This is a genomic window from Escherichia sp. E4742, from assembly GCF_005843885.1.
GTDB lineage: Bacteria > Pseudomonadota > Gammaproteobacteria > Enterobacterales > Enterobacteriaceae > Escherichia.
This window is the reverse complement of record NZ_CP040443.1, coordinates 4284061-4310881: the sequence shown is the minus strand read 5'-3', so window position 1 is coordinate 4310881 and position 26821 is coordinate 4284061. Positions and strand designations below refer to the sequence as shown.

The window sequence follows — 26821 nt, the reverse complement described above, 5'->3', positions numbered from 1 at the left end:
CTGGCCACGTAATGAATGGATAGCAGTGAGTTATCCGGTTACGACATCAACCAGGTCTTTGGTTTCATCACTTTAGACTCTGCCCACCACAATAAATCTGAGAAGATGGACAACGAGATCAATAACACTGACCATAAATAAGCCTCAAAAAAATAATAGCAGAAGCCATTTATTTTATTAACAACGAAGATTTAATGAACAATAGAATTACAGATATTTTATTTAATGGGATATCTTCGATATTAAAATGATATAAAGAGGAGTTATTGTTTTCCTGACACATTGTTCCTGGTGGCGTCCTTCAAGATGGTCATTGAAAATGGTCAAGTCAATAATACCTTCCGATATTTATATTTTTATCGTGAAGCGTTTTTAATATAGCGCTAAAGTTTATCGTTCAGCTAAAGACACGTTACCATGGATTAACAGTATGAATGGAGTTTTTTCAGCACGGCATGCTATTAATCATTTCGAGTTGGATAATGAAAAGCAATATGACAGACGAGAAGTTAATGTTGGACTTTTCCTGGAGTGGGGGACGTTGCGTAACGTTAGGTATTTACGCTCAGGAAGATGGGGGTATTTATTATGTTGAAAATCATGGGGAAGATCAGGATATTGCTGTGGCCTATTCTGCTCAGGCAGTAGCATTCTACGGCGAATCAATCGCCTGATGGCGCGTCTTTATCCACTGTCATTTGCATTATTGTAGAGTAAACATAGACTGGAATTGAACAGTCTCACGTAATCAGAATCCCCCGTATAGCGGATGATTCTCAGTTTCAACCGCCAGTGCATAGCGCTAAATAAAGCTAACAATATAAAAGGACTTTATAAATTTTTTCACATATTCCACAAGCATATTCACGAGTATTTTTATATCAACTACCTGTAGATCGGATATATAACGACGTCGTTTGATATCCGAATTTACCGTCTTTCGCTTTATACCCACCAGAACACCTGAGTAGAATAAGCATGCCTGTTCAGGCGGTCTAATGAATGTGTCCATTAGTTACGGCATTTGAATTATTGTCATACCGTAGATTATCTTTTTTCGCGTGCTACGATTTACTTAGAAACAGCGATGACGCTCTCACTTTTTAGCTCGGAAATTTTTTGCAGGATTCAGGATTAATACTTCAGCCCACCAGTACAAAATATTTCATACTTCCAATATACCGCCAGCCCAAACTTCATCGCGGCACTCTGGCGACACGTCTGGGAAATCGGTTCATTTCTTCCCGGGTAGCAAATCGCTAATACACTGTGCGCCAGACCTTGTTATTGATGACCAGAATACCGCAAGGACCATTTTCGCTGCGGCTTGACTGATGCGGATTATTGCGCCCAGTCAGGTTTATTTAAGATATGGTCCTGCCAGTCAATCACTTCCGACTCTTTCACCGCGATATGGCGCACTGAAATGCGTTCGCCATGCATGGCTGCTTTTGAACCGGTAAGTAACGGATGCCACGCAGGTAAATCTTTACCCTCCGCCAACAAGCGATAAGCACAAGTCATCGGTAGCCATTCGAACGTGGGCAGATTTTCACGAGTTAATTTAATGCAGTCGGGTTCAAACTCGAAGCGGCGTTCGTAGTTCCGACATTGACAGGTTTTAATATTGAGCTGACGGCAGGCAACGTTAGTGAAGTAGATTTCGTCGGTGTCTTCATCCATCAGTTTATGCAGGCAGCACTGACCACAACCATCACACAACGACTCCCATTCTGCATCGCTCATTTCATCCAGGGTTTTACTTTGCCAGAAAGGTATATCGCTCATCAGGTGTTCCACCATTACGTTAAAACGCACCTTATAACCAGTCTGGCACGGCGATGCAAGCTTTGCCGCCCCTTTCAGGCGGCAAAAGTATTACAAAACACGAGTTGTCAAAGAATGACCGCCGAAAGTAACCGTCAATTCATCGCCACTGTGCAGCGGACCAACACCATCAGGCGTGCCTGTCAGCACAACGTCACCGGCCTTAAGGGTAAAAAACTTGCTCATATAAGCAATCAGTGGAACGATTTTGTGGATCATGTCCGCAGTCGTACCTTGTTGGCGTTGTTCGCCGTTTACACTTAGACCCAGCGACGTATTTTGTGGATCACCGCTGAACTCTGCTGCAGGAATAAACCCGGAAAGTGGACACGAGTTATCAAACCCTTTGGCCTTTTCCCACGGCTGTCCGGCTTTCTTCATTTTTCCCTGAACATCACGTAATGTCAGATCGAGCGCCACACCGTAACCTGCAATAGCTTTGCGCACATGCTCTTCCGTGGCCTGACGTAGCGTCGCGCCAATCAACACCGCCAGTTCAACTTCATGATGAACCGAGCCGAAATTAGAGGGGATAGCCAGGGGCTGGCGCAGATCACACAGTGCCGTTTCAGGTTTAATAAATAACACGGGCTCTTCGGGCACTTCACTTCCCATCTCTTTAATATGTTTGGCATAGTTACTGCCAACACAGACGACCTTACTCACCGGATAATCCAGCAGCGCACCTTGCCAGTTGTGATGTTGATACATAACGTTCCTCTCACTTCATCGTGGTTCTTAAAACCCGCTCCAACGAATATGATGCCACCGCCGGATATCGGTTATTTGTCAGTACTGTCTGTATTTTTCGCCATCACAGAAAGATGTTGTTTAAGCAAATCTTCAGGTGGTGGAGGTAACTGGAGATAATAACCTTGCTCGGCTAATGCCTGTTTAACTTTCTCAATATCGGCATTTACCAGTTTTTTCCGCCCATCCAATGGCAGAATCATCGCGAGTTGAGGTTGGCCAAACCCTTTCATCAGCTCCTCTGGAACACGCGAAAAATCGTCTTTTTTTTCGACATATAAATAGGTCTGGTCACGTTTGCTACTTCGATAGATCACACAAAACATAATTTTACTCTGAATAAATGTGGGGGTGACTTGCCTCAATATAATCCAGACTATAACATGCCTGATAGTCTTCGTAATATCATCGCTCGCTGATGATGATAATTAGCTAATTGAGTAAGGCCAGGATGTCAAACACGCCAATCGAGCTTAAAGGTAGCAACTTCACCTTATCAGTGGTTCATCTGCATGAAGCAGAGCCTAAGATTATTCATCAAGCGCTGGAAGACAAAATCGCTCAGGCCCCCGCATTTTTAAAGCATGCCCCCGTCGTACTCAATGTCAGTGGCCTCGAAGAACGGGTCAACTGGTCAGCAATGCACAAAGCTATCTCAGCAACTGGCTTGCGGATAATTGGCGTCAGCGGTTGCAAAAATGCGAAACTGAAAGCTGAAATAGAAAAGATGGGGCTACCAATCCTGACTGAAGGAAAGGAAAAAGCGCCACGTTCAGCTCCCGTTCCCCAGGCACCAGCGCAAAATACGATCCCGGACACAAAAACACGCTTAATAGATACTCCTGTGCGTTCCGGTCAGCGCATTTATGCTCCACAATGTGATTTGATTGTTACAAGTAATGTAAGTGCAGGAGCAGAATTGATCGCGGATGGTAACATTCATGTCTATGGCATGATGCGCGGTCGTGCGCTGGCGGGGGCAAGTGGTGACCGGGAAGCGCAAATATTTTGTACTAACCTGATGGCCGAACTAGTATCTATTGCTGGTGAATACTGGCTGAGTGATAAAATCCCAGTAGAATTTTATGGCAAAGCGGCACGGCTGCAATTAGTCGAAAACGCTTTGACCGTTCAATCGTTAAATTGATCCCTTTTTAACAAGGAATTTTTATGGCACGCATTATTGTTGTTACTTCGGGGAAAGGGGGCGTTGGAAAGACCACCTCCAGCGCGGCCATCGCCACTGGTTTGGCCCAGAAGGGAAAGAAAACTGTCGTGATCGATTTTGATATCGGCTTGCGTAACCTCGACCTGATTATGGGTTGTGAGCGTCGGGTCGTGTACGATTTCGTCAACGTCATTCAGGGCGATGCAACGCTAAATCAGGCGCTAATTAAGGATAAGCGTACTGATAACCTCTACATTCTCCCGGCATCGCAAACTCGCGATAAAGATGCCCTCACCCGCGAAGGGGTGGCCAAAGTTCTTGATGACCTAAAAGCGATGGACTTTGAGTTTATCGTTTGTGACTCACCGGCGGGTATTGAAACCGGTGCATTAATGGCTCTTTATTTCGCTGATGAAGCCATTATTACCACGAACCCGGAAGTCTCATCAGTTCGTGACTCTGACCGTATTTTAGGTATTCTGGCGTCGAAATCACGCCGCGCAGAAAACGGCGAAGAACCCATTAAAGAGCACCTGTTGTTAACGCGCTATAACCCTGGTCGCGTGCACAGAGGAGACATGCTGAGTATGGAAGACGTGCTGGAAATCCTACGCATCAAACTCGTCGGTGTGATCCCAGAGGATCAATCCGTATTGCGCGCCTCTAACCAGGGTGAACCGGTCATTCTCGACATCAATGCCGATGCGGGTAAAGCCTACGCAGATACCGTAGAACGCCTGTTGGGTGAAGAACGCCCTTTCCGCTTCATTGAAGAAGAGAAGAAAGGCTTCCTCAAACGCTTGTTCGGAGGATAAGTTATGGCATTACTCGATTTCTTTCTCTCACGGAAGAAAAACACGGCCAACATTGCAAAAGAACGGCTGCAGATTATTGTTGCTGAACGTCGTCGCAGCGATGCAGAACCACACTATCTGCCGCAGTTGCGTAAAGATATTCTTGATGTCATTTGTAAATACGTACAAATTGATCCCGAGATGGTAACCGTACAGCTCGAGCAAAAGGATGGCGATATTTCCATTCTTGAGCTTAACGTGACCTTACCAGAAGCAGAAGAGCTGAAATAAGCTGTATTAGCTCAAACCTGATCTGACAGTTACCGGTTGTTTATACTGGTATCTGTCAGGTTGCATTTGGTCTAAATTTTGTTCTCCCCCTTCTATTGTCAGCTCAAATCGCCGGTAATTCACACTATTGCCATCAGAGCGAAATTACTTACCTTGCCTTTTTTGATAAATATTTTTTACATTTAAATCACACAACAATATTGATATTTCAGATCACCTAACCTTTAAAATACTATGTTAACACTTGATGACATTTCTTGAAGAAAATATTTCAAATCAATGAGTTAATCCTTATTTAAGATTATTCCCATTCAAGCATAAAACACAATTACTATTATACCATTCGCGCTCATTTTGAATTATCTGAATAATAGCGAGCGTTCTTTAGTTAAGTGAATATTAATTAAAGACGAAATTATTGTGTGTGCAACTTACTTAATACCGGACATCTAAGTTGAAGAAAAAAATACTCGCCTTCGGGCTTATCTCAGCATTGTTCTGCTCCGCACCAGCAATGGCGGATATGAATCGCACCACGAAAGGTGCGCTGTTAGGTGCAGGCGTAGGTTTACTGACTGGCAATGGCGTTAATGGTGTGCTGAAAGGCGCTGCTGTGGGCGCTGGTGTTGGTGCAGTCACTGAAAAAGGTCGTGACGGTAAAAATGCCCGCAAAGGTGCGAAAGTGGGTGCTGCCGTTGGTGCAGTCACTGGCGTGTTGACCGGCAATGGTCTGGAAGGCGCGATTAAAGGTGCTGTAATTGGCGGCACAGGTGGTGCCATTCTGGGTAAAATGAAATAAGGAATGATGATGAAAAAATTTGCATTACTGGCTGGTCTGTTTGTTTTCGCACCAATGAGCTGGGCGCAGGACTACAATATTAAGAACGGTTTGCCAGCAGAAACCTATATTACTTGTGCTGAAGCCAACGAAATGGCAAAAACTGACAGCGCACAGGTTGCAGAAATTGTGGCTGTAATGGGTAACGCTAGCGTTACGAGCCGTGATTTAAAAATCGAGCAATCTCCGGAACTCAGTGCCAAAGTGGTAGAAAAACTGAACCAGGTTTGTGCTAAAGATCCGCAAATGCTGTTAATTACCGCCATTGATGACACCATGCGTGCCATTGGCAAAAAATAATCATTAATGCAGTACCGCGCCGATTGATTCGGCGCGTTTTTTTAGCAGGCGAAGGAATCAGAACTTATATTTAAATCCCACCATAACTGTGGTGTCATTGTAGCCATTATCACCGAGTTGAACGCCAACATTTCCCCAGACGCTGGCCGCTGGATTCAGATTGCCATTTACGCCAAGTTTAATTTCCCCCAGATTACGCGCACTGCCAGCAACTATTTAGCCGTTTTCTGACAGTGATAACAGAAGGATTAATGCTGATCCCTATGGCTAACGAGTTTTCCTCTTAACCGATTAACCACATTGATCGCCAACCAAACCAACGCATTTAGCAAATTTATAGTAACAAGCACTTCTCCCAACCAGGTGCTGGGTTTGGCAAAAAGGATAACCAGGAAAGTGATTAGCATAAATGCAATGGAGAAAATGATATACAAAGTAAAATAATCCAGATTATTACTCTTGTTCATGCTACTGATGGTAATCCTGTCAAAAATTTCAGACAATTATAGCAAACAAAATAATGAACAATAGTAACAAGACGAAACGAGCTAATTAGCTGTCTATAATTACGTCACCTCACGCTCAGGCGATCATTTTTCACTCAACCACCACTTTCACCTTCGGTTTTGAGAGAATAATTTTGACCAGCTCAATATATGTCACCGGTTTATAGAAATAGTATCCCTGTTGGAACGTGATGTTGTTTTGGTTCAGGTAATCGAGCTGCTCCTTCGTTTCAACACCTTCAGCGACAATACTGATAGAAAGTTTGCGCGCCAGATCCAGCACGCAGTCCAGGATCCGGGTGGAATCTGGATCTGCGTTGACCCGCCCGACGAAGCTGTGATCAATCTTGATATAATCAATATGTAAATCATGGAGATAAGAAAGCCCCGAGTATCCAGTACCAAAATCATCCAGTGCGATGACAAAACCATTTTCATGCAAAATGTTTAGTCGCTGGACCAGACTTTCATCAACATGCAAAGGCTCACGCTCAGTGACTTCAAGCACGAGATTCAAATCACGGCGCGTGAAGCTGTCCTTGTATTTCAGGCATTCTTCAACAAATGTCGGCGAAATAATATGCGAGGCGCTGAAATTTATCCCAACGTGAAAACCTTCTGGCAGTTTACTTTCGATCGCATTCATTTGTTTGGCGACCTGGCTCATCAAACTTTGGGTGAGCGGAACTATCAACCCTGATTTTTCAGCAAGAGGAATGAAAGCCGCAGGAGAGATATATCCTCCCCGAGGGTGTTTCCAGCGGGCAAGGACTTCCACGCCGCGTAACGTCCCTTCCCGCCCATTTACCACTGGTTGATAAAAAGGCACAATTTCACCGTTATGTATTGCCCGCCGCAGGATCTCTTCCGGTGTCGCGCTTTTGTTGAAATATTTATCAAGCAGGAAGGCAACGGCGCAGGAAATTAACAAAATGAATATCAAAATCCCCAGACCTTTATCGATAAGTCTGCTAAAGCTAAATAGAGGCGGTTGGTTATAAATAATACTGAAATGATATTTTGTGGAACTGACTTGCCCAGAAAAATGATTTTTACCATTGAGAGCTGTCACATCTCCCGACGGGCCAATAATGCTACCACCAACGAGTAAAGTATATTTCGCCCCCTTCAACGGCACATTGAGCGCGCCACGAATATGTTGATCGCTAATAGTCACCAAAACTCGGGTATCTGCGAACTGATTCTGATAAAGCAAAATGGGCATTTTATTAACAGTATCGATTGCCGGAGCTAGCAGTAAATTGCTTTCAGGAATCACGGGTATACGTGATAGCAGTACGCGGTTCCCCGGCAGTGAAGTACACCAGACCACATCTTGTTTGAGAATGATGATCGTACGCAGATGTGGCTTGAGCGCTGCTTCTGTACCTAGTTGATATTGTTCATCCAGATCACACCCTTTTCTGGCTATTTCCCGTACCGTTTGAATCGCCTGTGACGCTTCCTCAAGTATATAATTGATATTGTTTGCGGCATATCTCGCCCCTGCAAGGTTCTCCGCTTTTGCGGAATACCAGAGCTGGATGTTCAAAATAGAGACGCCGGTAATAAACAGGCAAACCGCAGCGAGGATAGGGATAAGTGTATTGCGCATCTGCGTGTCCCTGACAACAGGTTAATAGAGGGGGTTGACATTCATTCGCTCAATCTGGCGTCTACAGAGAGCATGGTCGAGAGAATCAGAAATATCCACGCATCAGATGAAATTTTGCCCAACATGCCGCAAGTCTTTCAATAACTGATGAAAAACTAATGTTAGCGCTGATCAATTGGTCTTTAAGCAGACAAGAGGCATGGGGTAATAATTCGGGAACAAAAATATAGGTTGAGCACGTTTCTGTTTAGCTTTAACCTTCGTCTTTATGCATATGTGAATCAATAGGTTGAATGTATTTCTGTACCAGCAATTCCAGCTTTTTCAACGTTTGTATCGCCGTTGAGTCAAGCCCATAACATTTCAATTCTTCTGCCGAGTGAAATCTAACGTTGACCTGACCTCCGGGCAACTGGCGAAGGAGTACCCTGAAAGGTAAATCCAGAGCGAGGTCTGGATGTTCCAACATCAAAGGCGTTCCCTTTTCAGGATTACCAAATACCAGAACAGTAGTTGGCGGCATTACAAGCCCTGCATTATGGGCAGCTTTTGCGTGGTCAAACTCGCCAAATAAAACCAGACCATTATCTGATACCGCCTTAAGAAGACGTGTTCTGGTATGCTCGAAGTCAAATGTACTATGGAATTGAATCATAACGTTTTTGCCATTAACACAATAATCAATGTGAACGATAAGACAACCGTAATATAAATACAAAATATTAAAACCTGAGCTTGCTCATATTTTTGAACATCAGAGAAATAACATTTTCTGATGAGTTCCATTAATCAACCAGAATTAAAACAATCGCAATATCCACTATGTTTATAAAATCATCCTATGCTAACAAGATAATGTAGATTCTGATTCCATAAAGCACTCCCCTCCTAACCCTGTAGTTACAAATTGTAAAGATTAATTTACTCTGTTTATATTTTGACTGTCTGGTTATATTTCAGTGGATATGTAAAATTAATAACAGCTGGTGATCATTCAGTAGTTGACTATAGAAAATTCGCCAGCCGGTCACAGACGCGCATCTTTACAGGGCGTTTCTGCATTTTTTGTTATGATGTATTGTGATGTATATAGTAGTACTGGTGAATTATGAGCAATCTGAATCCATGCCTGGCGTGTGGTGCCTGTTGTGCATTTTTCCGCGTCTCTTTTTACTGGGCCGAAGCAGATGATGCAGGCGGCACTGTCCCGGCTCATCTTACTGAGCAAATATCCCCTTACCACCGATGTATGAGCGGTACTAACCAGAAGGATCCACGTTGTGTCGCCCTTGCAGGAACGCCTGGAAAAAACGCATGTTGCACCATATACAAGAATCGCTCATCGACATGTCGAGAATTCGCCATGTCTGGCGAGGATGGGAAGATTAATGAGGCATGTAATCGCGCCCGAGCAAAATATGGGCTGCCTCCAATTTAAAAAGCACTTTTCATTTTTAATGGGCGCTATAAAACTGCGTATCCATGATTATATTCTGATGTAACATGCCCATTGCCCGAGTATCAAGAATACAATGCCATATGTTCCTGGTACCGGGCAACATTTTGGTGAAAACTGCCATTTTAAAAATTCAGTTCTTGATGATCATTCTTGATATTTTACGTAACAATTAACAGGCATTACACTCTGATATTTCAACTGTAAACCATTATGTTTTTCGCGCAATTACCCCCCATCGGATGATCCTTTGCCGTTAATCATGAGATAGTTACAATCAGTAATTTCGATTAGTCTTATTTTTTAGATGAGAGTCTTTTTATATGTTTTTTACATTCTTTAAGAATAAGAAATCTGCCATAAAGACAGATTTCTTTAATTTATAATTAGAGATTTGCAACGTTATGATATACTTTTTGAACATCGTCGTCATCTTCGAGGGCATCAATAAGTCCTTCAAAGATTTCTAAATCTTCTGGTGAAAGCTCAACTTCTGATTGAGCAATCATTTCTAATTCTGTTGTTGAGAACTCAGTAATTCCAGCTGCTTTTAGAGCTGCAATTCCTTTGTGAAGGTCTGTAGGCTCAGTATAAATAACGATGTTTCCTTCTTCTTCGGTCACATCACGGACATCCACTTCAGCTTCAAGCAAAATTTCAAAAATACGGTCTGGGTCAGTTCCTTCAAATACAATCACGCCAGTATTGTCAAACATATAGCTGACAGAACCAGCTGCTCCGATATTCCCGCCTTTTTTATTGAAAATTGTACGAACGTTAGCAATCGTACGGTTAACGTTTGAAGTCAACGTTTCAGCGATAATCATTGAACCATTGGGTCCAAAGCCTTCATAACGTCCTTGTACGAACGTTTCGTCTCCGCCACCTTTGGCTTTATCAATAGCTTTATCAATAACGTGTTTTGGAACTTGCGCCTGCTTCGCGCGTTCAATAACAAACTTTAAAGAAGTGTTTAATTCTGGGTCTGGTTCACCTTGTTTAGCCGCAGCATAGATTTCCACACCGAATTTTGCATATATTTTAGACGTTGCCCCGTCTTTAGCCGTTTTTTTAGCTACGATATTGGCCCATTTACGTCCCACTGGAATAATCTCCTCGAAATTTATTTACATCAATAACAGATTGATAACCTGCGATTTTCGTCATATTATATCATAACATGGAAAATTTCGTCTATGAGAATTAGAAATAAGATAAATGTATAGCGGCACTTTAATTTTTCATTATTTTAAAATGTTACCAGATTATTTTTCGGATTTAGTTTTAGTTTTTTGTTCTTAATAATTGAAACGCTATAACAATACCTAAGGCAAAAATAATGTGATAATCCCGACTAATCATCTGGAAACCGTTTTTAAAACAAATCCATTCTTAATCAACTGATATTTAATGATAAATTTCATTTAATTATTCTTTTATTAGTTGAAATCAGCCCTTTCCCAACCATTTGATATAATTGATATCATCCTTCATTTTAGGAAGTATTTTTACTATCACTTATATCAAAATAACGTTTCTTTTCACCAACGATTAAGAGGAACTTTTAATGATTACGGTTGAGCTATGAGCGAAAAGCGGACGTTACCGACACCCGCCGATCTTCACTAATGTAGCACTCCAAATGAGTATATACCTTAAATCAGGTTCAACTTAGTTACTACATATGAAAAATAATACGTTGATATATATAGTATTTTTTCTTATGTTGATTCATTCCAACCTGAGTTCAAGCACTCTTTCTTAACAACGAAAGGCCATAAAATGAATATCGAAGCATTTGCTTTTGGCACCACTAACTGGGGTGAAGTCGAAAAAACAGAACATCCCGGGGAAACAGGCATGGCCTACTGGCGCACACAATTTTTTGGTCACAAGCCGAACCAAATCCGTGTGCGAATGGTTGAATATACCCCAGGTTACCTGGCGGATCATTGGTGCAGTAAAGGTCATATCCTTTTATGCATGGAGGGAGAACTCGAAACACAGCTCGCAGATGGCCGCAAATTCACTTTAACTGCGGGGATGAGTTATCAGGTTGGTGATAACGCAGAGCCACATCAGTCCAGAACGGAGACAGGAGCAAAACTCTTTATTGTGGACTAACGGATTCGTCGTTGTTGCGATTGCGACGTCCGATTCTGGCACAGAATTGAAACCTGGCAGTAGAACAACCATCTGACCATCCCCCAACTACCTGGGGGTTTTGATAACTTATTTTGATAAAATTTTGATAACCGTTAGCATCCTGACAAAAATAACGGGAGCGTTACGCTCCCGTTAATGGATTTAATAAATTACCGAATTACATGTTCTTGATGATCGCATCACCAAATTCTGAACATTTCAGCAGCTTAGCGCCTTCCATCAGACGTTCGAAGTCATAGGTTACAGTCTTCGCGTTGATCGCGCCTTCCATACCTTTAACAATCAGGTCTGCGGCTTCAGTCCAGCCCATATGGCGCAGCATCATCTCAGCGGAAAGGATGATAGAGCCTGGGTTTACTTTGTCCTGACCGGCATATTTCGGCGCAGTACCGTGGGTGGCTTCAAACAGGGCGCATTCGTCACCGATGTTTGCGCCAGGGGCGATACCGATACCGCCAACCTGCGCTGCCAGGGCGTCAGAAATGTAGTCACCGTTCAGGTTCATACAGGCGATAACATCATATTCAGCCGGACGCAGCAGGATCTGTTGCAGGAATGCATCAGCAATCACGTCTTTAATGACGATCTCTTTGCCGGTGTTCGGGTTTTTAACTTTCAGCCACGGGCCGCCGTCGATGAGTTCACCGCCAAACTCTTCACGCGCCAGCTGGTAGCCCCAGTCTTTAAACGCGCCTTCGGTGAACTTCATGATGTTGCCTTTGTGCACCAGGGTCACAGAGTCACGATCGTTAGCAATTGCGTATTCGATCGCGGCACGAACCAGACGTTTGGTGCCTTCTTCCGAACATGGCTTGATACCGATACCGCAATGTTCCGGGAAGCGAATTTTCTTCACGCCCATCTCTTCACGCAGGAACTTGATCACTTTCTCAGCGTCGGCAGAGTCGGCTTTCCATTCGATACCTGCATAAATGTCTTCCGAGTTTTCACGGAAGATAACCATATCGGTCAGTTCAGGGTGTTTAACCGGGCTTGGAGTGCCCTGATAGTAACGTACCGGACGCAGGCAGATGTAGAGATCCAGTTCCTGGCGCAGGGCAACGTTGAGAGAGCGAATACCGCCACCAACCGGAGTGGTCAGCGGACCTTTAATGGCAACGCGATATTCACGAATCAGATCAAGGGTTTCAGCAGGCAGCCAGACATCCTGACCATAAACCTGTGTGGATTTTTCACCGGTGTAAATTTCCATCCAGGAGATTTTACGCTCGCCTTTATAGGCTTTCTCGACTGCAGCGTCGACCACTTTCAGCATGGCTGGGGTTACATCTACACCGATTCCATCACCTTCAATGTAAGGGATAATCGGATTTTCAGGAACGTTGAGTTTGCCGTTTTGCAGGGTGATCTTCTTGCCTTGTGCCGGAACAACTACTTTACTTTCCATTCACCTCTCCTTCGAGCGCTACTGGTTTGCTCGTCTGCCACCACGTTGCATATGCGTTTGCGTCCTGCGATACGGATGCTTTAGAGCAATTTTTTGTTAATGATTTGTAATTGGCTTGTCAATACTACCCTATTGTTTGCCGTCATGAAAGATGCGCGTTATTAGGCTATAATGCGGCAATTCATAATCCCTGAAAATACCATGCAAAAAACTTCTTTTAGAAATCACCAGGTTAAGCGATTCAGCTCGCAACGTTCCACCAGGCGCAAACCTGAAAACCAGCCCACGCGTGTGATCCTGTTCAATAAACCTTACGATGTCCTGCCACAGTTCACCGATGAAGCCGGGCGCAAAACATTAAAAGAATTCATCCCGGTTCAGGGCGTTTATGCGGCAGGTCGTCTTGACCGCGATAGCGAAGGGTTACTGGTGCTGACCAATAACGGTGCACTACAGGCACGTTTAACTCAGCCGGGCAAACGCACCGGGAAAATCTATTATGTGCAGGTGGAAGGCATTCCCACACAAGACGCTCTTGAAGCCTTGCGCAATGGCGTAACCTTAAATGATGGTCCTACCCTGCCCGCAGGCGTGGAGCTGGTTGAAGAACCAGAGTGGTTATGGCCGCGGAACCCACCAATTCGTGAACGCAAAAGTATTCCCACCAGTTGGCTTAAGATCACCTTATATGAAGGACGTAATCGCCAGGTGCGCCGCATGACCGCCCATGTCGGTTTCCCTACGCTGCGACTAATTCGCTATGCCATGGGCAATTACACACTGGATAATCTCGCTAACGGCGAATGGCGAGAAGCAACAGAATAAGGATGCACAATGTTTAAACCGCACGTTACCGTAGCCTGCGTGGTACACGCAGAGGACAAATTTTTAGTTGTTGAAGAGACGATTAACGGTAAAGCGTTATGGAACCAACCGGCGGGACATCTGGAAGCGGATGAGACGCTAGTGGAAGCGGCTGCGCGTGAGCTGTGGGAAGAAACCGGCATCAGCGCGCGACCGCAACACTTCATCCGCATGCATCAGTGGATTGCGCCAGATAAAACGCCGTTTTTGCGTTTCCTGTTTGCCATTGAGCTTGAGCAAATATGTCAGACCCAGCCTCATGACAGCGATATCGACTGCTGCCGTTGGGTCAGCGCCGAAGAAATTTTACAGGCGCCAAATCTGCGTTCGCCGTTGGTGGCGGAAAGTATTCGTTGTTATCAAAGTGGGCAACGCTATCCGCTGGAGATGATTGGCGATTTTAACTGGCCTTTTACAAAGGGTGTCATCTAAAAGGCTGCGTGATAGAATACGCCGCCTTGAAGTTCAATGTCGTGAGTAATCCAATGTCTGAAACCGCAAAAAAAGTGATCGTCGGCATGTCCGGCGGTGTCGATTCCTCCGTTTCTGCCTGGCTGTTGCAACAACAGGGATATCAGGTCGAAGGCCTGTTTATGAAGAACTGGGAAGAAGACGACGGTGAGGAATATTGCACAGCGGCAGCGGATCTGGCTGATGCCCAGGCGGTCTGCGATAAGCTCGGCATTGAACTGCACACCGTCAACTTTGCTGCCGAATACTGGGATAACGTCTTCGAACTGTTCCTTGCTGAATATAAAGCCGGTCGCACGCCGAATCCGGATATTCTGTGCAACAAAGAGATCAAATTTAAAGCCTTCCTCGAATTTGCCGCCGAAGATTTAGGTGCCGATTATATCGCTACCGGTCATTACGTTCGTCGTGCAGATGTCGATGGCAAGAGCCGCCTGCTGCGTGGTCTGGACAGCAATAAAGACCAGAGCTACTTCCTTTATACGCTCAGCCATGAGCAGATCGCACAAAGCCTGTTCCCGGTTGGCGAACTGGAAAAACCGCAGGTGCGTAAGATTGCTGAAGATCTTGGTCTGGTCACCGCGAAGAAAAAAGACTCTACCGGCATTTGCTTCATTGGCGAACGTAAATTCCGCGAGTTCCTGGGCCGTTATCTCCCGGCACAACCGGGCAAAATCATTACCGTCGATGGCGATGAAATTGGTGAGCACCAGGGGCTGATGTATCACACCCTCGGTCAGCGTAAAGGTCTGGGTATCGGTGGCACCAAAGAAGGCACCGAAGAACCGTGGTATGTGGTCGATAAAGACGTCGAAAACAACATTCTGATTGTTGCGCAGGGCCATGAACACCCGCGTCTGATGTCTGTCGGTCTGATTGCCCAGCAGCTACACTGGGTCGATCGCGAACCGTTCATCGGCACTATGCGTTGCACGGTAAAAACCCGCTATCGCCAGACCGACATTCCGTGCACCGTCAAGGCGCTGGACGACGATCGCATTGAAGTGATTTTCGATGAGCCAGTTGCCGCCGTGACGCCGGGCCAGTCTGCCGTCTTCTATAACGGTGAAGTGTGCCTCGGTGGCGGTATCATTGAGCAGCGTCTGCCGCTGCCGGTCTGATTATTGTCTTTAATTACAACAAGGAAGCAGTGAACGTGGCAAAGAATTACTATGACATCACCCTCGCCCTGGCCGGTATTTGTCAGTCGGCACGCCTGGTGCAACAACTCGCTCACCAGGGGCATTGTGATGCCGATGCGCTACACGTCTCACTCAACAGTATTATTGATATGAACCCCAGCTCGACGCTGGCGGTTTTTGGCGGTAGCGAAGCCAACCTGCGCGTCGGACTGGAAACCCTGCTCGGCGTGCTCAATGCCAGCAGTCGTCAGGGCTTAAACGCTGAGCTAACCCGCTACACGCTAAGCCTGATGGTGCTTGAGCGCAAACTTTCCTCAGCGAAAGGTGCGCTCGACACTCTGGGCAACCGGATCAACGGCCTGCAACGCCAACTCGAACACTTCGATTTACAGTCCGAAACGCTGATGAGCGCGATGGCCGCCATCTATGTTGATGTTATCAGCCCGCTTGGCCCGCGTATTCAGGTCACCGGCTCCCCTGCCGTACTGCAAAGCCCACAAGTGCAGGCGAAAGTTCGCGCAACCCTGCTGGCAGGCATTCGCGCCGCCGTGCTCTGGCACCAGGTCGGCGGCGGACGTCTGCAACTGATGTTTTCTCGTAATCGCCTGACCACTCAGGCAAAACAAATTCTTGCTCATTTAACCCCGGAGTTGTGATCTATGGAATTATCCTCACTGACCGCCGTTTCCCCTGTCGATGGACGCTACGGCGATAAAGTCAGCGCGCTGCGCGGGATTTTCAGCGAATATGGTTTGCTGAAATTCCGTGTACAAGTTGAAGTACGTTGGCTGCAAAAACTGGCCGCGCACGCAGCGATCAAGGAAGTTCCTGCTTTTGCTGCCGACGCAATCGGTTACCTTGATGCAATTGTCGCCAGTTTCAGCGAAGAAGATGCGGCGCGCATCAAAACCATCGAGCGTACCACTAACCACGACGTTAAAGCGGTTGAGTATTTCCTGAAAGAAAAAGTGGCGGATATCCCGGAACTGCACGCGGTTTCTGAATTCATCCACTTTGCCTGCACTTCGGAAGATATCAATAACCTCTCCCACGCGTTGATGCTGAAAACCGCGCGTGATGAAGTGATCCTGCCGTACTGGCGTCAACTGATTGATGGCATTAAAGATCTCGCCGTTCAGTATCGCGATATCCCGCTGCTGTCTCGTACCCACGGTCAGCCAGCCACGCCATCAACCATCGGTAAAGAGATGGCTAACGTCGCCTACCGTATGGAGCGCCAGTACCGCCAGCTTAACCAGGTGGAGATCCTCGGCAAAATCAACGGCGCGGTCGGTAACTATAACGCCCACATCGCCGCTTACCCGGAAGTTGACTGGCATCAGTTCAGCGAAGAGTTCGTCACCTCGCTGGGTATTCAGTGGAACCCGTACACTACCCAAATCGAACCGCACGACTACATCGCCGAGCTGTTTGATTGCATTGCGCGCTTCAACACCATTCTGATCGACTTTGACCGTGACGTCTGGGGTTATATCGCCCTTAACCACTTCAAACAGAAAACCATTGCTGGTGAGATTGGTTCCTCCACCATGCCGCACAAGGTTAACCCAATCGACTTCGAAAACTCCGAAGGTAATCTGGGGCTTTCCAACGCGGTGTTGCAGCACCTGGCTAGTAAACTCCCGGTTTCCCGCTGGCAGCGTGACCTGACCGACTCCACCGTGCTGCGTAACCTCGGCGTGGGTATCGGTTATGCGCTGATTGCTTACCAGTCCACCCTGAAAGGTGTGAGCAAATTGGAAGTGAACCGTGATCATCTGCTGGATGAACTGGATCATAACTGGGAAGTGTTGGCAGAACCGATCCAGACGGTAATGCGCCGTTACGGGATTGAGAAGCCATACGAGAAGCTGAAAGAGCTGACTCGCGGTAAACGCGTTAACGCCGAAGGCATGAAGCAATTTATCGACGGTCTGGCGCTGCCAGAAGAAGAAAAAGCACGCCTGAAAGCGATGACGCCGGCTAACTATATTGGTCGTGCCATCACTATGGTTGATGAGCTGAAATAAGCCTCGTATCAGTGCCGGATGGTGATGCCGTCCGGCCTGTTTATTAACATAATCCGCTTTTCTATTTACACCTCCCTTCCCCACTGGTTTATTTAATGTTTACCCCCACAACCACATAATCGCGTTACACTATTTTTATAATTAAGACAGGGAGAAATAAAAATGCGCGTACTGGTTGTCGAAGACAATGCGTTGTTACGTCACCATCTTAAAGTTCAGATTCAGGACGCTGGTCATCAGGTCGATGACGCAGAAGATGCCAAAGAAGCCGATTATTATCTCAACGAACATTTACCGGATATTGCGATTGTCGATCTCGGTTTGCCTGACGAAGATGGTTTGTCGCTGATCCGTCGCTGGCGTAGTAATGATGTTTCACTGCCAATTCTGGTTTTAACCGCCCGTGAAAGCTGGCAGGACAAAGTCGAAGTATTAAGCGCCGGTGCTGACGATTACGTGACTAAACCCTTTCATATTGAAGAAGTGATGGCACGAATGCAGGCATTAATGCGGCGTAATAGCGGCCTGGCTTCACAGGTTATTTCGCTGCCACCGTTTCAGGTTGATCTCTCCCGTCGCGAATTATCCATCAGTGACGAAGTAATCAAACTGACCGCTTTTGAATACACCATTATGGAAACCTTGATCCGTAACAACGGCAAAGTGGTCAGTAAAGATTCGTTGATGTTACAGCTCTACCCGGATGCCGAACTGCGGGAAAGTCATACCATTGATGTTCTGATGGGCAGGCTGCGCAAAAAAATTCAGGCACAATACCCGCACGAGGTGATTACCACCGTTCGCGGCCAGGGTTATCTTTTCGAATTGCGCTGATGAAAAAATTACTGCGTGTTTTTTTCCCGCTCTCGCTGCGGGTACGTTTTCTGTTGGCGACGGCCGCGGTAGTACTAGTGCTTTCACTTTCCTACGGTATGGTTGCCCTGATCGGTTATAGCGTTAGTTTCGATAAAACGACGTTTCGTCTGTTACGCGGCGAGAGCAATTTATTCTATACACTGGCGAAATGGGAAAACAATAAGCTACATGTCGAACTGCCGGAAAATATCGACAAGCAAAGCCCCACGATGTCTCTGATTTATGACGAGAACGGCAAACTATTGTGGGCGCAGCGTGACGTTCCCTGGCTGATGAAAATGATCCAACCTGACTGGCTGAAATCCAATGGTTTTCACGAAATAGAGGCTGACGTGAACGATACCAGCCTGCTACTTAGTAACGATCTCTCTATTCAGCAGCAGTTGCAGGAAGTTCGGGAAGACGACGACGATGCAGAAATGACCCACTCGGTAGCCGTTAATGTCTATCCGGCGACGGCGCAAATGCCAAAACTCACGATTGTGGTGGTCGATACCATTCCCGTAGAGCTTAAAAGTTCCTATACGGTATGGAGTTGGTTTCTCTATGTACTCCTGGCCAACCTGTTGTTAGTGATCCCGTTACTGTGGGTCGCCGCCTGGTGGAGCTTACGCCCTATTGAAGCCCTGGCGCGAGAAGTCCGCGAACTGGAAGAACACCACCGCGAATTGCTCAACCCTACAACGACGAGAGAACTGACCAGCCTGGTAGGTAACCTGAACCGTCTTTTAAAAAGCGAGCGTGAGCGTTATGACAAATACCGCACTACGCTCACTGACCTGACTCACAGCCTGAAAACGCCTCTGGCGGTGCTACAAAGTACGCTGCGTTCTTTGCGAAGTGAAAAGATGAACGTCAGTGAGGCGGAACCGGTGATGCTGGAACAAATTAGCCGTATCTCGCAACAAATTGGTTACTACCTACACCGAGCCAGTATGCGTGGCGGGACATTACTTAGCCGCGAACTACATCCAGTGGCCCCGTTGTTGGACAATCTCACATCGGCACTGAATAAAGTTTATCAGCGTAAAGGCGTCAATATTTCCCTCGATATCTCGCCAGAAATTAGCTTTGTCGGTGAGCAGAACGATTTTGTTGAGGTAATGGGCAATGTACTGGATAACGCCTGTAAGTATTGTCTCGAGTTTGTCGAAATCTCCGCAAGGCAAACTGACAAGCATCTCTACATCGTGGTCGAAGATGATGGACCGGGGATCCCGCAAAGCAAGCGTGAGGTGATTTTCGACCGTGGTCAGCGTGTTGATACCTTACGTCCCGGGCAAGGCGTGGGACTGGCGGTCGCTCGTGAAATTACTGAACAGTACGACGGAAGAATCATCGCCGGAGAGAGCATGCTCGGCGGTGCGCGAATGGAGGTGATTTTTGGTCGCCAGCATTCCTTGCCGAAAGATGAATAAATATGTCCTTTGTTCACGCATTACAGTATGCATCCGTTATAATCGGTTGCAGATACCCGCCTATGGACGCTTAACATGGAATACCAACTCACCCTTAATTGGCCCGATTTTCTCGAACGCCACTGGCAGAAACGTCCCGTGGTGTTAAAACGCGGCTTTAATAATTTTATTGACCCTATTTCTCCCGACGAGCTGGCGGGCCTGGCGATGGAAAGTGAAGTCGACAGTCGGCTGGTCAGTCATCAGGATGGCAAATGGCAGGTCAGTCACGGGCCATTCGAAAGCTACGACCATCTGGGCGAAACCAACTGGTCATTGCTGGTCCAGGCGGTTGATCACTGGCATGAACCGGCCGCCGCGCTGATGCGTCCGTTCCGTGAATTACCGGACTGGCGCATTGACGACCTGATGATCTCGTTTTCCGTGCCTGGCGGCGGCGTCGGTCCGCATCTCGATCAGTACGATGTGTTTATTATTCAGGGTACAGGTCGCCGTCGCTGGCGGGTTGGTGAAAAACTGCACATGAGGCAGCACTGCCCTCACCCGGATCTGTTACAGGTTGATCCGTTTGAAGCGATTATTGATGAAGAGCTGGAGCCAGGCGATATTCTTTATATTCCGCCAGGGTTCCCGCACGAAGGCTACGCGCTGGAAAATGCGATGAACTATTCCGTTGGTTTTCGTGCGCCGAATACGCGGGAACTGATCAGCGGATTTGCCGATTACGTGCTGCAACGTGAGCTGGGCGGTAATTACTACAGCGATCCGGATGTCCCGCCTCGCGATCATCCGGCAGACGTTCTGCCGCAGGAGATGGATAAACTGCGTGAGATGATGCTTGAGTTGATCAACCAGCCAGAACACTTTAAACAGTGGTTTGGCGAGTTTATTTCGCAGTCACGTCATGAACTGGATATCGCTCCGCCAGAGCCACCGTATCAACCGGATGAAATCTACGACGCGCTGAAACAAGGTGATGTACTGGTGCGTCTGGGTGGTCTGCGCGTCTTGCGCATTGGCGACGATGTTTATGCCAATGGTGAGAAAATTGATTCCCCGCACCGTCCGGCGCTGGATGCACTCGCCAGCAATATTGCACTGACCGCAGAGAATTTTGGCGACGCACTGGAAGATCCGTCATTCCTCGCGATGCTCGCGGCGCTGGTCAATAGCGGGTATTGGTTCTTCGAAGGGTAAATTTGAATTGAAGCCGGATGCGGCATCATATGCCGCATCCGATTTCGCTTACTTCCGTTTCGCCGTTAACTCGGCAATACGCACAATCACTTGCACCGCTTTTTCCATTCCTTCCAGAGTGACAAACTCATGTTTGCCATGATAGTTATAACCGCCGGTAAACAGATTCGGGCACGGTAATCCCATAAACGACAACTGCGCACCGTCAGTACCACCACGGATCGGTTTCAGGTCTGGTTCAATATCGCAATCGCGCATCGCCTGCTGGGCAATATCAAGAATATGCGGATGCTCAACGACTTTCTCGCGCATGTTGTAGTAACTGTCTTCAATCACCAGTTCAATGTAGCAATCCGGGTGTAACCCTTTGCCCACTTTCTTGGCAATTTCCATCATTTTACGTTTACGCGCTTCAAACTGTTTACGGTCGAAATCACGGATGATGTAGTGCATATCGGCGCGCTCAACAGTGCCTTTCATGCTTGTCAGGTGATAGAAGCCTTCATAACCTTCCGTAGCTTCCGGGCTTTCATCTGCCGGTACTTCCGCATGAATGCGTGCCGCCAGCGACAGCGCATTCACCATCACACCTTTTGCCGTACCTGGGTGAACATTGTTGCCGACGATTTTGATATTCACTGAAGCAGCGTTGAAGTTTTCAAACTCCAGTTCACCTACGCCACCACCATCTACGGTGTAAGCCCAGCGGGCATCAAAGGCTTCAACATCAAAATGTTTCGCCCCTTTACCCACTTCTTCATCTGGCGTAAAGGCAACACGAATATCGCCATGCGGAATATTTTTCTGCTGCAATACCGCCAGCGCGGTCATGATTTCTGCAATACCTGCTTTGTCGTCAGCACCCAACAATGTTTTACCGTCAGTGGTGATCAGCGTCTGTCCCAGCAGTTGATGCAGTACCGGGAACATGACCGGTGACAGGACTTCGTCGCCGACGCCCAACGCAATGTCGCCGCCGCGATAGTTTTCAACAATCTGCGGGTTCACATTTTTACCGCTGCAATCCGGTGAGGTATCCACATGAGAAATAAAGCCAATCGCAGGAATATCGCCAGGAACGTTAGCCGGTAGCGTCGCCATCAACGTTCCTTTCTCACTTAAGGTCACATTGATAAGACCCATTTCTTCCAGCTGATCTTTCAGCAGATGCAATAATTTCCACTGGCCTTCCGTGCTGGGAACTTGTCTCACCCCCGCTTTTGATTGGGTATCAAGAGACACGTAGTTCAAAAAACGCTCAAGTAGTTTATCCATGTAGTCACCCTCACTTTTCGTGACAACATTATTAAGAAGCAGGAAAAGACAAATATTGCGTCAGGTCACTTTTACCCCTGCAATCGGGAATATTTATCAACATTACCTTAATGAATATAAAGCTAAGCCAGTAATTCACAACAAGGATTGGCGATCCAAGTAGTTTGCCGTAGAATTACGGCCCTCTTTAAGAGTCACCAAGGTGGTTAACCACAAACCCCGCTTCGGTAAGCCATCCGTTGCGTTTACATGGGACAGAGTAAAAAATTGAATAAACAACCGAGTTCGCTTTCACCGCTGGTGCAATTGGCGGGAATTCGCAAATGCTTTGATGGTAAAGAGGTCATTCCCCAGCTGGATCTGACTATCAACAATGGCGAGTTCCTCACGCTGCTTGGCCCTTCTGGCTGCGGTAAAACAACCGTTCTTCGCCTGATTGCGGGTCTGGAAACTGTTGATTCTGGACGCATCATGCTGGATAACGAGGACATCACCCACGTTCCGGCGGAAAACCGCTATGTGAACACCGTTTTCCAAAGCTACGCGCTATTCCCCCACATGACCGTATTCGAAAATGTGGCCTTTGGTTTGCGTATGCAAAAAACCCCTGCGGCTGAAATTACGCCTCGCGTTATGGAAGCTTTGCGGATGGTGCAACTGGAAAGCTTCGCTCAACGCAAACCGCATCAACTTTCAGGCGGTCAACAGCAACGCGTTGCCATTGCCCGCGCGGTGGTTAACAAGCCTCGCCTGCTGCTGCTTGATGAGTCGCTCTCGGCGCTGGATTACAAACTGCGCAAGCAAATGCAGAACGAGCTGAAAGCGTTACAGCGTAAGCTTGGTATTACCTTCGTCTTTGTCACTCACGATCAGGAAGAAGCACTCACCATGTCAGACAGGATTGTGGTGATGCGCGAGGGTCGTATTGAGCAGGATGGTACACCGCGCGAAATTTACGAAGAGCCGAAGAATTTATTTGTTGCCGGATTCATTGGCGAAATCAATATGTTCAACGCCACGGTGATCGAGCGACTCGACGAGCAGCGCGTACGCGCCAACGTTGAAGGTCGCGAGTGTAATATCTACGTTAACTTCGCCGTTGAACCGGGGCAAAAACTGCATGTTCTGCTGCGCCCGGAAGACTTACGTGTTGAAGAGATTAACGACGACAACCATGCTGAAGGGCTGATTGGTTACGTTCGCGAGCGTAACTACAAAGGCATGACGCTGGAGTCGGTTGTTGAACTGGAAAATGGCAAGATGGTGATGGTCAGCGAATTCTTCAATGAAGACGATCCTGACTTTGACCACTCTCTCGACCAAAAAATGGCCATTAATTGGGTAGAAAGCTGGGAGGTCGTACTGGCTGATGAAGAACACAAGTAAGTTCCAGAATGTAGTGATTGTCACTATTGTCGGTTGGCTTGTGTTGTTTGTCTTTCTGCCCAACCTGATGATCATTGGCACCAGCTTTTTGACCCGCGACGACGCCAGTTTCGTCAAAATGGTCTTTACGCTGGAAAACTACGCACGTCTGCTCGATCCGCTCTATTTTGAAGTGCTATTGCACTCGCTGAATATGGCGCTGATCGCCACCCTCGCCTGCCTGGTTCTGGGCTATCCGTTTGCCTGGTTTCTGGCGAAGCTGCCGCACAAGGTGCGTCCGCTGCTGCTGTTTCTGCTGATTGTTCCCTTCTGGACCAACTCACTGATTCGCATCTATGGGCTGAAAATTTTCCTCAGTACCAAAGGCTATCTCAACGAGTTTTTGCTCTGGCTGGGCGTTATCGACACACCAATTCGTATCATGTTCACGCCCAGTGCGGTGATTATCGGTCTGGTTTACATTCTGCTGCCGTTTATGGTGATGCCGCTGTACTCCAGTATCGAAAAACTGGATAAACCTTTACTGGAAGCGGCGCGCGATCTCGGTGCCAGCAAATTGCAGACTTTTATCCGCATCATTATTCCACTGACGATGCCGGGAATTATTGCCGGATGTCTGCTGGTGATGCTGCCAGCGATGGGCCTGTTCTATGTGTCCGACCTGATGGGCGGAGCGAAAAACCTGCTGATCGGTAACGTCATCAAGGTCCAGTTCCTTAATATTCGTGACTGGCCGTTTGGTGCAGCCACCAGCATTACGCTGACTATCGTAATGGGCCTGATGTTGCTGGTTTACTGGCGCGCCTCTCGTTTGCTGAATAAGAAGGTGAGCGAAATAGACAATTAATCCTCTAAATTCAATGAAATAAGTGCATTTTTAAGCTGCTTTATTGTTTAAAGCAACAGCACTATGTATTTCATCAAAATCAGTCAGTTGCGTTCTGGTTTTGGAGAATGCTTTTTAAGGCTTTTTGCTAAAGTTTGTTACGCCTAGCCTTAATCAATAACCCCTCCCCGACCATTCCAATAGTCGGGGAGGACTTCAAGCACCTGTTGCGGCTAATTTACAAGCGGGTTTGTCGGGAAATTTCACAGGTAATTCAGACGTGTCCGTCGCTTCAACTTTTTGGGCATACAACATCCACTCCCTGAGTGATTTTTTATCAGCTTCGCTGATAATCCCAAGTGACAGCCACGTTTGCCACAGCTGTGTTTTTTCCATTATCTCCTGAAGTAATTTTTGCTTCTCCCGTTCAGCGTCACGAATTTTCGCCGCCCTTTCGGCCTCGTCGTCTTTTATCCATTTCGCACCATCCCATTGATGGAATTCCCCCTCTGGCGGTAAAGTGGTGACATCATCCGGCAAAGCCCCCGGACGGGAAATGCACAATGTCTTCCCGGTGGCTGTGTCATATACCGTTTTCCCACGGTGATCTTCAACAACTTCCCACTGTTGCTGTGCATCGTTGAAAACGGCAACCTGGCCGGGGCCAGCCTCTGGCGGTTCGATAAGCGTGCAGTTCGCCGGTAATCCTGTATTCGGCGGAATATAAACATCTCCTGCGCCTATATACTCTTTTGTATCAGCCCGTAAGTTATAAATTTTCAGTGTCCGGGATTCTGGACTCATTTTGAAATGTGTCATGCCAGCCTCACAATGAAGTTAAACGCGATATTTTTAACTGTATTTTCTGCATTACCCGTCTCATCAACTGTGACATCATGACCATGCGCGCCCAGTGCCACGGTATGAATATGCGGGCCGATATAAACCACATGCACATGCTCGCCTCCGCTGCTGGTTGCTATATCCGCTATATATCCTGGCGTGTCCCACTTTGTTCCTCCGTTCCTCGTTGTAGAACCTGTCCAGACTCCGTTGGTAATGTGATTATGCAATCCTCCATGCTCTGTACTTTTAGAGCCATAATCAAAGGAACTTGTCTCCCTGGCCCCCAAATCCGTCGGTAATACCTTTGCCGTATGCCCGTGCCGCTTAACACCATCCTCTTCATGAGACAGTACTGCGCGCCCGTCTGGTTTGCCTTTTATTGTCCACCCCCGCATATCAGGTATTACACCTGACGGAAATACAGCTGCCAGTTGTGGATACGCAGATTTATCGAATGGCTGCCCCTGCATTATTGCAAACCCCTCCGGGGGAATATCCGCTGGCCATGCAAAAGCTATCCCTGCCGGATAAGTACCGACAGATTTCAGTTCATCGACCGCTTTTCTGGCGCTGTCACTGTACTCTTTTGCATCCTCTGAACTTTTCCTGGATTCGTCGGCAAAGCGGCCGGCTTCGTTTCTTAACTGCGTTGTCAGCTGTGCATTCTGCTCCACAGACTGCGCTGCATCCGTTACTGTCAGGGTATTCTGATGCACCTGGCTGGCATTCTGCGCAACTTCTGATGCCAGACGCTCAACATGCTGTACGTTCTGATAAACATCGCCTGCATTCTGCCGAATATCTGTCGCCAGGATTTCCACCTGCTTTTCAGTTTGTGCAGCATCCGAAGCGTGCTGTCCGGCACTTTGCGCGCATCCCGCAGCGATTTCGGCATTCTTCCGTGATTGTTCTTTAAATTCCTCCGCCTTATTTGTATTGTCCAGAGCCGCTGATGCTGCATTTTTTGCAGCATCAGCAGCTGCTTCTGCTTTCTCCTTGTCAATACTCACCTGTTCAGAGAGACGGTTGACTGCATCTGCAATTTCCTCAAAACGCTTCACCACATCCGGCTTCAGGTCGTCTTCATCAAGGGCGGTAAGGAAGTCGTTCAGCGTGCCGGGTCTGGAGTCTTCATAAACTGAAATGTCACCGACACAATATTCTCTTTCAATGCACGACCGAAGATATACATCATATTTTCCGGTCTGAGCCTCAAAGGCATATTCTCCTGCCGCCCCTGTCACCACTGCAGCCACCGTTCTCATGACCACTACAGATGTATTCTGCCTGGCTTTCAGAATAATATGGTATCCGGACATGGGGAGTCCCGCGCCATCAGTCAGCACACCTGAAATTAATACAGCCATTTTT

General features: G+C 47.0%; 29 protein-coding genes and 2 pseudogenes. 19 read left to right on the top strand and 12 right to left on the bottom strand.

The features are described 5' to 3' along the window. Nucleotides 1-434: 434 nt before the first annotated feature. Entirely contained in the window at nt 435-674 is a 240-nt protein-coding gene (locus FEM44_RS20910) for a hypothetical protein (RefSeq protein ID WP_135522752.1), read from the top strand. Nucleotides 675-1341: 667 nt separating this feature from the next. Here FEM44_RS20910 and FEM44_RS20905 read toward each other — a convergent pair. The 3 genes from FEM44_RS20905 to FEM44_RS20895 all read right to left on the bottom strand — a co-directional run bounded on the left by FEM44_RS20905 (nt 1342) and on the right by FEM44_RS20895 (nt 2903). Beyond that, nucleotides 1342-1788 (bottom strand): YcgN family cysteine cluster protein, encoded by a 447-nt coding sequence (locus FEM44_RS20905; RefSeq protein ID WP_205712811.1) that lies wholly within the window; start codon nt 1786-1788, stop codon nt 1342-1344. 90 nt (nt 1789-1878) lie between these two features. Next, nucleotides 1879-2538 (bottom strand): fumarylacetoacetate hydrolase family protein, encoded by a 660-nt coding sequence (locus FEM44_RS20900; RefSeq protein ID WP_130205613.1) that lies wholly within the window; start codon nt 2536-2538, stop codon nt 1879-1881. Nucleotides 2539-2609: 71 nt separating this feature from the next. Then, nucleotides 2610-2903 carry a YcgL domain-containing protein gene (locus tag FEM44_RS20895; protein WP_130205736.1) on the bottom strand — a complete coding sequence of 98 codons (294 nt, stop codon included), beginning with the start codon at nt 2901-2903 and terminating at the stop codon, nt 2610-2612. A 125-nt stretch (nt 2904-3028) separates the two neighbouring features. Here FEM44_RS20895 and minC point away from each other — a divergent pair, with 125 nt between their 5' ends. The 6 genes and pseudogenes from minC to FEM44_RS20870 all read left to right on the top strand — a co-directional run bounded on the left by minC (nt 3029) and on the right by FEM44_RS20870 (nt 5968). Further along, the gene (gene minC, locus FEM44_RS20890; protein ID WP_130215951.1) at nt 3029-3724 is read left to right on the top strand and encodes a septum site-determining protein MinC; all 696 of its coding nucleotides are present in this window, start codon (nt 3029-3031) and stop codon (nt 3722-3724) included. Nucleotides 3725-3747: 23 nt separating this feature from the next. Continuing rightward, nucleotides 3748-4560 (top strand): septum site-determining protein MinD, encoded by an 813-nt coding sequence (gene minD / locus FEM44_RS20885; protein ID WP_064528664.1) that lies wholly within the window; start codon nt 3748-3750, stop codon nt 4558-4560. A gap of 3 nt (nt 4561-4563) precedes the next feature. Next, on the top strand, nt 4564-4830 hold the full coding sequence (gene minE, locus FEM44_RS20880; protein WP_001185664.1) for a cell division topological specificity factor MinE: 267 nt from the start codon (nt 4564-4566) through the stop codon (nt 4828-4830). A 321-nt stretch (nt 4831-5151) separates the two neighbouring features. Continuing rightward, a pseudogene (locus tag FEM44_RS26095) lies at nt 5152-5223 on the top strand (hypothetical protein); the annotation flags it as partial. 61 nt (nt 5224-5284) lie between these two features. Beyond that, nucleotides 5285-5629, top strand: coding sequence for a YMGG-like glycine zipper-containing protein (locus FEM44_RS20875; protein ID WP_064528662.1), 345 nt, complete (start codon nt 5285-5287; stop codon nt 5627-5629). A gap of 3 nt (nt 5630-5632) precedes the next feature. Next, on the top strand, nt 5633-5968 hold the full coding sequence (locus tag FEM44_RS20870) for a YmgD family protein (RefSeq protein WP_074399524.1): 336 nt from the start codon (nt 5633-5635) through the stop codon (nt 5966-5968). Nucleotides 5969-6025: 57 nt separating this feature from the next. Here FEM44_RS20870 and FEM44_RS20865 read toward each other — a convergent pair. The 4 genes and pseudogenes from FEM44_RS20865 to FEM44_RS20850 all read right to left on the bottom strand — a co-directional run. Continuing rightward, a pseudogene (locus FEM44_RS20865) lies at nt 6026-6169 on the bottom strand (autotransporter outer membrane beta-barrel domain-containing protein); the annotation flags it as partial. Nucleotides 6170-6216: 47 nt separating this feature from the next. Beyond that, nucleotides 6217-6435 (bottom strand): cell division-associated protein YmgF, encoded by a 219-nt coding sequence (gene ymgF / locus FEM44_RS20860; protein ID WP_135522628.1) that lies wholly within the window; start codon nt 6433-6435, stop codon nt 6217-6219. Between the two features lie 130 nt (nt 6436-6565). After that, nucleotides 6566-8089, bottom strand: a complete 1524-nt coding sequence (locus tag FEM44_RS20855) for a cyclic diguanylate phosphodiesterase (protein WP_135522629.1) — start codon at nt 8087-8089, stop codon at nt 6566-6568. Between the two features lie 253 nt (nt 8090-8342). Beyond that, complete coding sequence (locus FEM44_RS20850) at nt 8343-8744, bottom strand: DUF302 domain-containing protein (protein ID WP_135522630.1); 402 nt, start codon at nt 8742-8744, stop codon at nt 8343-8345. A 453-nt stretch (nt 8745-9197) separates the two neighbouring features. Here FEM44_RS20850 and FEM44_RS20845 point away from each other — a divergent pair, with 453 nt between their 5' ends. Then, nucleotides 9198-9527: a YkgJ family cysteine cluster protein gene (locus tag FEM44_RS20845; protein WP_135522631.1), complete on the top strand. Its 330-nt coding sequence runs from the start codon at nt 9198-9200 to the stop codon at nt 9525-9527. A 404-nt stretch (nt 9528-9931) separates the two neighbouring features. Here FEM44_RS20845 and FEM44_RS20840 read toward each other — a convergent pair whose 3' ends face one another. After that, entirely contained in the window at nt 9932-10648 is a 717-nt protein-coding gene (locus tag FEM44_RS20840; protein ID WP_135522632.1) for a YebC/PmpR family DNA-binding transcriptional regulator, read from the bottom strand. Between the two features lie 679 nt (nt 10649-11327). On the opposite strand from FEM44_RS20840, the gene FEM44_RS20835 reads away from it, so the two are divergent. Further along, nucleotides 11328-11669 (top strand): DHCW motif cupin fold protein, encoded by a 342-nt coding sequence (locus FEM44_RS20835; RefSeq protein ID WP_135522633.1) that lies wholly within the window; start codon nt 11328-11330, stop codon nt 11667-11669. A 199-nt stretch (nt 11670-11868) separates the two neighbouring features. Here the strand turns inward: FEM44_RS20835 and icd are convergent, their stop codons facing one another. Then, the gene (gene icd / locus FEM44_RS20830; protein WP_000444487.1) at nt 11869-13119 is read right to left on the bottom strand and encodes an NADP-dependent isocitrate dehydrogenase; all 1251 of its coding nucleotides are present in this window, start codon (nt 13117-13119) and stop codon (nt 11869-11871) included. 171 nt (nt 13120-13290) lie between these two features. On the opposite strand from icd, the gene rluE reads away from it, so the two are divergent. The 8 genes from rluE to roxA all read left to right on the top strand — a co-directional run bounded on the left by rluE (nt 13291) and on the right by roxA (nt 21117). Next, nucleotides 13291-13944 carry a 23S rRNA pseudouridine(2457) synthase RluE gene (gene rluE / locus FEM44_RS20825; protein ID WP_135522634.1) on the top strand — a complete coding sequence of 218 codons (654 nt, stop codon included), beginning with the start codon at nt 13291-13293 and terminating at the stop codon, nt 13942-13944. Nucleotides 13945-13953: 9 nt separating this feature from the next. Then, nucleotides 13954-14415, top strand: a complete 462-nt coding sequence (nudJ, locus tag FEM44_RS20820) for a phosphatase NudJ (RefSeq protein ID WP_135522635.1) — start codon at nt 13954-13956, stop codon at nt 14413-14415. 53 nt (nt 14416-14468) lie between these two features. After that, complete coding sequence (gene mnmA, locus FEM44_RS20815; protein WP_135522636.1) at nt 14469-15575, top strand: tRNA 2-thiouridine(34) synthase MnmA; 1107 nt, start codon at nt 14469-14471, stop codon at nt 15573-15575. Between the two features lie 35 nt (nt 15576-15610). Continuing rightward, nucleotides 15611-16252 carry a high frequency lysogenization protein HflD gene (gene hflD / locus FEM44_RS20810; protein WP_001297479.1) on the top strand — a complete coding sequence of 214 codons (642 nt, stop codon included), beginning with the start codon at nt 15611-15613 and terminating at the stop codon, nt 16250-16252. A gap of 3 nt (nt 16253-16255) precedes the next feature. Further along, nucleotides 16256-17626 (top strand): adenylosuccinate lyase, encoded by a 1371-nt coding sequence (purB, locus tag FEM44_RS20805; protein WP_135522637.1) that lies wholly within the window; start codon nt 16256-16258, stop codon nt 17624-17626. A 162-nt stretch (nt 17627-17788) separates the two neighbouring features. Beyond that, nucleotides 17789-18460 (top strand): two-component system response regulator PhoP, encoded by a 672-nt coding sequence (phoP, locus tag FEM44_RS20800; RefSeq protein ID WP_130205589.1) that lies wholly within the window; start codon nt 17789-17791, stop codon nt 18458-18460. After that, on the top strand, nt 18460-19920 hold the full coding sequence (gene phoQ, locus FEM44_RS20795; protein WP_135522638.1) for a two-component system sensor histidine kinase PhoQ: 1461 nt from the start codon (nt 18460-18462) through the stop codon (nt 19918-19920). The genes phoP and phoQ overlap by 1 nt, the downstream gene beginning before the upstream one ends. Before the next feature lie 75 nt (nt 19921-19995). Further along, nucleotides 19996-21117 (top strand): [50S ribosomal protein L16]-arginine 3-hydroxylase, encoded by a 1122-nt coding sequence (roxA, locus tag FEM44_RS20790; protein WP_130215935.1) that lies wholly within the window; start codon nt 19996-19998, stop codon nt 21115-21117. Nucleotides 21118-21165: 48 nt separating this feature from the next. Here roxA and pepT read toward each other — a convergent pair whose 3' ends face one another. Beyond that, complete coding sequence (gene pepT, locus FEM44_RS20785) at nt 21166-22392, bottom strand: peptidase T (RefSeq protein WP_130205583.1); 1227 nt, start codon at nt 22390-22392, stop codon at nt 21166-21168. A 249-nt stretch (nt 22393-22641) separates the two neighbouring features. On the opposite strand from pepT, the gene potA reads away from it, so the two are divergent. Both potA and potB read left to right on the top strand, forming a co-directional pair. Next, the gene (gene potA, locus FEM44_RS20780) at nt 22642-23778 is read left to right on the top strand and encodes a spermidine/putrescine ABC transporter ATP-binding protein PotA (protein WP_130205581.1); all 1137 of its coding nucleotides are present in this window, start codon (nt 22642-22644) and stop codon (nt 23776-23778) included. Then, the gene (gene potB, locus FEM44_RS20775) at nt 23762-24625 is read left to right on the top strand and encodes a spermidine/putrescine ABC transporter permease PotB (RefSeq protein ID WP_135522639.1); all 864 of its coding nucleotides are present in this window, start codon (nt 23762-23764) and stop codon (nt 24623-24625) included. The genes potA and potB overlap by 17 nt, the downstream gene beginning before the upstream one ends. Nucleotides 24626-24820: 195 nt before the next feature. Here the strand turns inward: potB and FEM44_RS20770 are convergent, their stop codons facing one another. Further along, nucleotides 24821-25423 carry a tail fiber assembly protein gene (locus FEM44_RS20770; RefSeq protein WP_135522640.1) on the bottom strand — a complete coding sequence of 201 codons (603 nt, stop codon included), beginning with the start codon at nt 25421-25423 and terminating at the stop codon, nt 24821-24823. After that, nucleotides 25420-26817, bottom strand: a complete 1398-nt coding sequence (locus FEM44_RS20765; protein WP_135522641.1) for a prophage tail fiber N-terminal domain-containing protein — start codon at nt 26815-26817, stop codon at nt 25420-25422. The genes FEM44_RS20770 and FEM44_RS20765 overlap by 4 nt, the downstream gene beginning before the upstream one ends. Nucleotides 26818-26821 lie beyond the last annotated feature (4 nt).

Coding starts and splice junctions, on each gene's coding strand:
- potB (WP_135522639.1), top strand. CDS start 23,762: ATGAAGAACACAAGTAAGTTCCAGAATGTAGTGATTGTCACTATTGTC.
- FEM44_RS20835 (WP_135522633.1), top strand. CDS start 11,328: ATGAATATCGAAGCATTTGCTTTTGGCACCACTAACTGGGGTGAAGTC.
- minC (WP_130215951.1), top strand. CDS start 3,029: ATGTCAAACACGCCAATCGAGCTTAAAGGTAGCAACTTCACCTTATCA.
- phoP (WP_130205589.1), top strand. CDS start 17,789: ATGCGCGTACTGGTTGTCGAAGACAATGCGTTGTTACGTCACCATCTT.
- minE (WP_001185664.1), top strand. CDS start 4,564: ATGGCATTACTCGATTTCTTTCTCTCACGGAAGAAAAACACGGCCAAC.
- FEM44_RS20895 (WP_130205736.1), bottom strand. CDS start 2,903: ATGTTTTGTGTGATCTATCGAAGTAGCAAACGTGACCAGACCTATTTA.
- FEM44_RS20870 (WP_074399524.1), top strand. CDS start 5,633: ATGATGATGAAAAAATTTGCATTACTGGCTGGTCTGTTTGTTTTCGCA.
- phoQ (WP_135522638.1), top strand. CDS start 18,460: ATGAAAAAATTACTGCGTGTTTTTTTCCCGCTCTCGCTGCGGGTACGT.
- roxA (WP_130215935.1), top strand. CDS start 19,996: ATGGAATACCAACTCACCCTTAATTGGCCCGATTTTCTCGAACGCCAC.
- FEM44_RS20910 (WP_135522752.1), top strand. CDS start 435: ATGGAGTTTTTTCAGCACGGCATGCTATTAATCATTTCGAGTTGGATA.
- FEM44_RS20845 (WP_135522631.1), top strand. CDS start 9,198: ATGAGCAATCTGAATCCATGCCTGGCGTGTGGTGCCTGTTGTGCATTT.
- FEM44_RS20765 (WP_135522641.1), bottom strand. CDS start 26,817: ATGGCTGTATTAATTTCAGGTGTGCTGACTGATGGCGCGGGACTCCCC.
- FEM44_RS20905 (WP_205712811.1), bottom strand. CDS start 1,788: ATGAGCGATATACCTTTCTGGCAAAGTAAAACCCTGGATGAAATGAGC.
- icd (WP_000444487.1), bottom strand. CDS start 13,119: ATGGAAAGTAAAGTAGTTGTTCCGGCACAAGGCAAGAAGATCACCCTG.
- FEM44_RS20855 (WP_135522629.1), bottom strand. CDS start 8,089: ATGCGCAATACACTTATCCCTATCCTCGCTGCGGTTTGCCTGTTTATT.
- mnmA (WP_135522636.1), top strand. CDS start 14,469: ATGTCTGAAACCGCAAAAAAAGTGATCGTCGGCATGTCCGGCGGTGTC.
- FEM44_RS20770 (WP_135522640.1), bottom strand. CDS start 25,423: ATGACACATTTCAAAATGAGTCCAGAATCCCGGACACTGAAAATTTAT.
- FEM44_RS20850 (WP_135522630.1), bottom strand. CDS start 8,744: ATGATTCAATTCCATAGTACATTTGACTTCGAGCATACCAGAACACGT.
- rluE (WP_135522634.1), top strand. CDS start 13,291: ATGCGGCAATTCATAATCCCTGAAAATACCATGCAAAAAACTTCTTTT.
- pepT (WP_130205583.1), bottom strand. CDS start 22,392: ATGGATAAACTACTTGAGCGTTTTTTGAACTACGTGTCTCTTGATACC.
- nudJ (WP_135522635.1), top strand. CDS start 13,954: ATGTTTAAACCGCACGTTACCGTAGCCTGCGTGGTACACGCAGAGGAC.
- purB (WP_135522637.1), top strand. CDS start 16,256: ATGGAATTATCCTCACTGACCGCCGTTTCCCCTGTCGATGGACGCTAC.
- FEM44_RS20900 (WP_130205613.1), bottom strand. CDS start 2,538: ATGTATCAACATCACAACTGGCAAGGTGCGCTGCTGGATTATCCGGTG.
- ymgF (WP_135522628.1), bottom strand. CDS start 6,435: ATGAACAAGAGTAATAATCTGGATTATTTTACTTTGTATATCATTTTC.
- minD (WP_064528664.1), top strand. CDS start 3,748: ATGGCACGCATTATTGTTGTTACTTCGGGGAAAGGGGGCGTTGGAAAG.
- potA (WP_130205581.1), top strand. CDS start 22,642: ATGGGACAGAGTAAAAAATTGAATAAACAACCGAGTTCGCTTTCACCG.